Source organism: Corallococcus sp. AB049A (assembly GCF_003668885.1).
In the GTDB taxonomy this organism is placed as follows: Bacteria; Myxococcota; Myxococcia; order Myxococcales; family Myxococcaceae; genus Corallococcus; species Corallococcus interemptor.
This window is the reverse complement of record NZ_RAWL01000617.1, coordinates 1-3,832: the sequence shown is the minus strand read 5'-3', so window position 1 is coordinate 3,832 and position 3,832 is coordinate 1. Positions and strand designations below refer to the sequence as shown.

3 protein-coding genes are annotated in these 3,832 nt (G+C 74.2%); 2 read left to right on the top strand and 1 reads right to left on the bottom strand.

Features of this window, described 5'->3' with window-relative positions; all coding sequences use genetic code 11:
• Nucleotides 1-641: hypothetical protein (locus D7X55_RS37200; RefSeq protein WP_147470371.1), on the bottom strand; the 641-nt coding region annotated here is incomplete at its 3' end.
• 409 nt (nt 642-1,050) lie between these two features.
• Here D7X55_RS37200 and D7X55_RS37195 point away from each other — a divergent pair.
• Nucleotides 1,051-2,295 carry an exonuclease SbcCD subunit D C-terminal domain-containing protein gene (locus D7X55_RS37195; protein WP_120546527.1) on the top strand — a complete coding sequence of 415 codons (1,245 nt, stop codon included), beginning with the start codon at nt 1,051-1,053 and terminating at the stop codon, nt 2,293-2,295.
• The coding region (locus D7X55_RS37190; RefSeq protein WP_147470370.1) for an AAA family ATPase at nt 2,292-3,832 on the top strand (1,541 nt) is incomplete at its 3' end. The genes D7X55_RS37195 and D7X55_RS37190, both read left to right, overlap by 4 nt.

Here is a 3,832-nt window from a genome sequence, read left to right as displayed (position 1 = left end):
GCTCCGGCGTGCAGCGGGGCCTCCACGGTGGTGGACGCGGGCAGCGCGGGGGCGGCCTCGGTGATGGCGCGGGCCAGGTCGTGGGGCGCGCGGAGCAGTGTCTCCAGCGCGGTGGTGCTCGCGGGGACGCCGCGCTGCTCCACCTGGAGCCAGCCGCCCTTGAGGCTCACGCGGCGGTGGCCCTTGAGGCCCAGCAGGCGCTGACGCACGCCCGGATCCAGGATGACGGGGCGCGCCTCCGGGGACAGCCCCTCCACCTGGAAGGCCGCGTCCAGCTCCGCGTCACCCAGCATCTCCTCGCGCGGGGTGGCGGCGCCGGGGATCTTGTCCTCGGGGCGCTCGTGCTCCAGCAGCAGGTCCGCGGGCAGCGCGCCCTCCAGGTCCAGCCGCAGCACCGTCACGGTGTGGCGCTTCTTGCCGCCCGCGCCGCGCTTGCCCGTGGCCAGCAGCAGCGGCCGCCCCTGATAGCGCCCCTGGACCTCCATGCGCCGCTCCGCGATGGACAGGCCGTGCGCCTTCGCGAACGCCTCCCACGCGGCGCGCTGACGGCGCTTGAGTTCGAACAGCGTGGCGAGGACCAGGGCGCCCAGGACGAGCAGGGACGCGAGGATGCCGAGCGGGGAGAAGACACCGGAAAGCATGGCGGCGCATTGTGCACTGGCCTCGCGGCGTGTGGTCCATCATTCCGATCGCGGATGCACCTCCGCGCGCCGGGCAGGCTTGCTGCATGGGGTATGTGGACCTGGGGAAGGGACGCCGCGCGCATGCAAACGTGCGGAGTGCACGCATGGCGCAGGATTCCCATGCCACGGGTGTGCCCTCGTGGGTGGACCCGGGCCGCGCTCGGAGGCTCCGTGGCGCGTGGGGTGGAGAGGACGGGACGCGTCGGGAAGGCCACGGATGCAAGCGCGCGGAATGACGCCCTTTTTCGACAATGTCAGAGGGGGCGGGTAAGGGAGCGAGGGCTCGCCGCTTGGAGTCGGGACGGAGACCGGGAGAGGCTGCCCGGCTCGCACCCGCCACCGGGCCACGAGGGAGGGTGAACACCGGATGCGCCTGCTGCACACGTCGGACTGGCACCTGGGCCACACGTTGTATGACGTCTCGCGCGAAGCGGAGCACGCCGCGTTCCTGACGTGGCTGTTGGACACGCTGGTGGCCCAGGAGGTGGACGCGCTCCTGGTGGCCGGCGACATCTTCGACACGGCCAACCCCAGCGCGGAGGCGCAGGCGGCCTGGTACCACTTCGTCGCGCGCGCCCGGCGCACGCTGCCGAAGCTGGACGTGGTGGTGGTGGGTGGCAACCACGACTCCGCCGCGCGCCTGGACGCGCCGGATCCGCTGTTCCACGCCCTGGGCGTGCGCGTGGTGGGCGGCCTGCCGCGCCACCGGGGTGGACTGGAGATGGACCGGCTGGTGGTGCCGGTGCATGACGCGCGCGGCAAGGTGGGCGCGTGGGTGGCGGCGGTGCCGTACCTGCGCCCGTCGGACCTGCCGTCCGTGCCGGACAGTGAAGGGGACCGGCTGGTGGAGGGCGTGCGCTCCGTCTATTCGGAGGTGCTGGACTCGGCGCGCAGGCGGCGCAGGTCCGGGCAGGCGCTGGTGGCCATGGGCCACTGTTACATGACGGGCTCGGAGCTGTCGGAGCTGAGCGAGCGGAAGATTCTGGGGGGCAACCAGCACGCGCTGCCGGTGGAGCTGTTCCCGGAGGACGTCGCGTACGCGGCGCTGGGACACCTGCACAAGGCGCAGCGCGTGGGTGGACGCGAGGGCGTGCGCTACAGCGGCTCTCCCTTGCCGCTGTCGCTGTCGGAGGCGCACTACCGCCACCAGGTGCTGGTGCTGGACGTGGAGGACGGGGCGCTCACGCAGGTGCGTCCGCTGCCGGTGCCGCGCACCACGGACATGATGCGGGTGCCGGCCCGGGACGCGGCGCCGCTGCCGGAGGTGCTGGAACTGCTGGCGGCGCTGCCCGCGTGCGATGCGGGAGCGCCGGAGTCCATGCGGCCGTACCTGGAGGTCTGCGTGTCGCTGCCCCGGCCGGAGCCGGCGCTGCGCCACAAGGTGGAGAAGGCGCTGGAGGGACGGGCGGCGCGGCTGGTGAAGCTGACGCCGTTCTACACGGGCACGGGCGGCGCGCTGGCGGACGTGCGGCCGGGGTTGTCGCTGCGGGAGCGCACGCCGGAGGACGTGTTCCTCGCCCGGTATGCGCGGGACTTCAAGGAGGCGCCCTCACCGGGGTTGCTGGAGTCGTTCCACGCGCTGCTCACGCAGGTGCAGGAGGACGCGTCGTGAAGATTCTCGCGATTCGCGGCAGCAACCTCACGAGCTTCGCGGGGGACTTCGCGCTGGAGCTGGACCGGGCGCCGCTGGACCGGCTGGGGCTGTTCGCCATCTCCGGCGCGACGGGGGCAGGGAAGAGCACGCTCCTGGATGCGCTGTGCCTGGCGCTGTTCGACCGCACGCCCCGGCTGGGCGGGCCCAGCAAGGTGCTGGTGGGCCGCGCGGACGAGGACGAGGAGGCGCGGCTGTCCGCGTACGACGTGCGCGGCATGCTGCGGCGCGGGGCGGGCAAGGGCCACGCGGAGGTGGACTTCCTGGGCAAGGACGGGCGGCGCTACCGGGCCCGGTGGAACGTGTGGCGGGCGCGTGAGCGGGCGGAGGGGCGTTTCCGGCCGCAGGAGCTGAGCCTGACGGATGTGGTGACGGGGCAGCTGTTCGGCCGCACCAAGGGCGAGGTGCTCCAGGCGATTCAGGAGCGGCTGGGGCTGTCGTTCGACCAGTTCCGGCGCTCGGCGCTGCTGGCGCAGGGAGAGTTCGCGGCGTTCCTGCGCGCGGACGCGAACGAGCGCGCGGAGCTGCTGGAGCGGATGACGGGCACGGAGGTGTACAGCCGCCTGTCCATCGCCGCGCATGAGAAGAACGCGAAGGAGCAGGAGGAGCTGAAGCGGCTGTCACAGGGGCTCGCGGCCATCGCGTTGATGTCGGACGCGGATCGCGAGGGCGTGCGCGTCCAGCTGGGGGAGGAAGAGGCGGCGCGGGTTCGTGAGGAGACGCGGCTGCGTGAAGCGGAGGCGGCCCGGTCCTGGTACGCGCAGCGCGCGGAGTTCGTGGGGCAGGAGCAGCAGGCGGACGGCGCGGTGGCCCGGGCGGAGGCGGAGCGGGAGGCGGCGGCGCCGCGTGAGGCGCTGCTGGAGTCGGTGCGCGCGGCGGAGGGCTTTCGCGCGGTGGTGTCCGCGGTGGAGGCCGCGGAGCAGGGCTGCGTGAGGGCGGAGGCCGAGCAGCTGGAGCGGGCCTCGCAGGCGGAAGGAGCGCTCGCGGCGGCGGCGGCGCAGCGGCAGGTGCGGATGCAGGCGGAGGCCGCGCGGGCGGCGGCGCTGGACGCGGAGGCGTCCGTGCGTCCGGCGCTGGAGGAGGCCGCGACCCTGGACACGCGCCGCGCGGAGGCGGAGCGCGAGGCCCGTGAGGCCGCGGAGCTGGCGAAGCAGGCGAAGGCCGCGGAGGGTTCGGCGCGTGATGCGCTGGCGCTGGTGCAGGCGGCGGAGACGAAGGCCCAGGCGCTGGTGGACGCGGCCGAGGCGTGGCGCGTGTCGCATGCGAGCTGGGAGTCCCTGGCCACCGAGTGGCCCCGCTGGCAGCGCGAGCTGGAGCGCTTCGCGGGGGCGCTGAAGGAGGAACAGGCGGCGGGCGCGGACGCGGAGCGGCTGGGGAAGGACGCGGACCGGCTGGGCAACGAGGTCCAGGCGCGCCGTGAGGAGCACCAGGACGCGGTCGAGTCGGAGGCCCAGGCGCAGGCCCTGGCGACGCACGCGGAGGCCGCGCTGGGGGAGGA

Coding starts and splice junctions, on each gene's coding strand:
- D7X55_RS37195 (WP_120546527.1), top strand. CDS start 1,051: ATGCGCCTGCTGCACACGTCGGACTGGCACCTGGGCCACACGTTGTAT.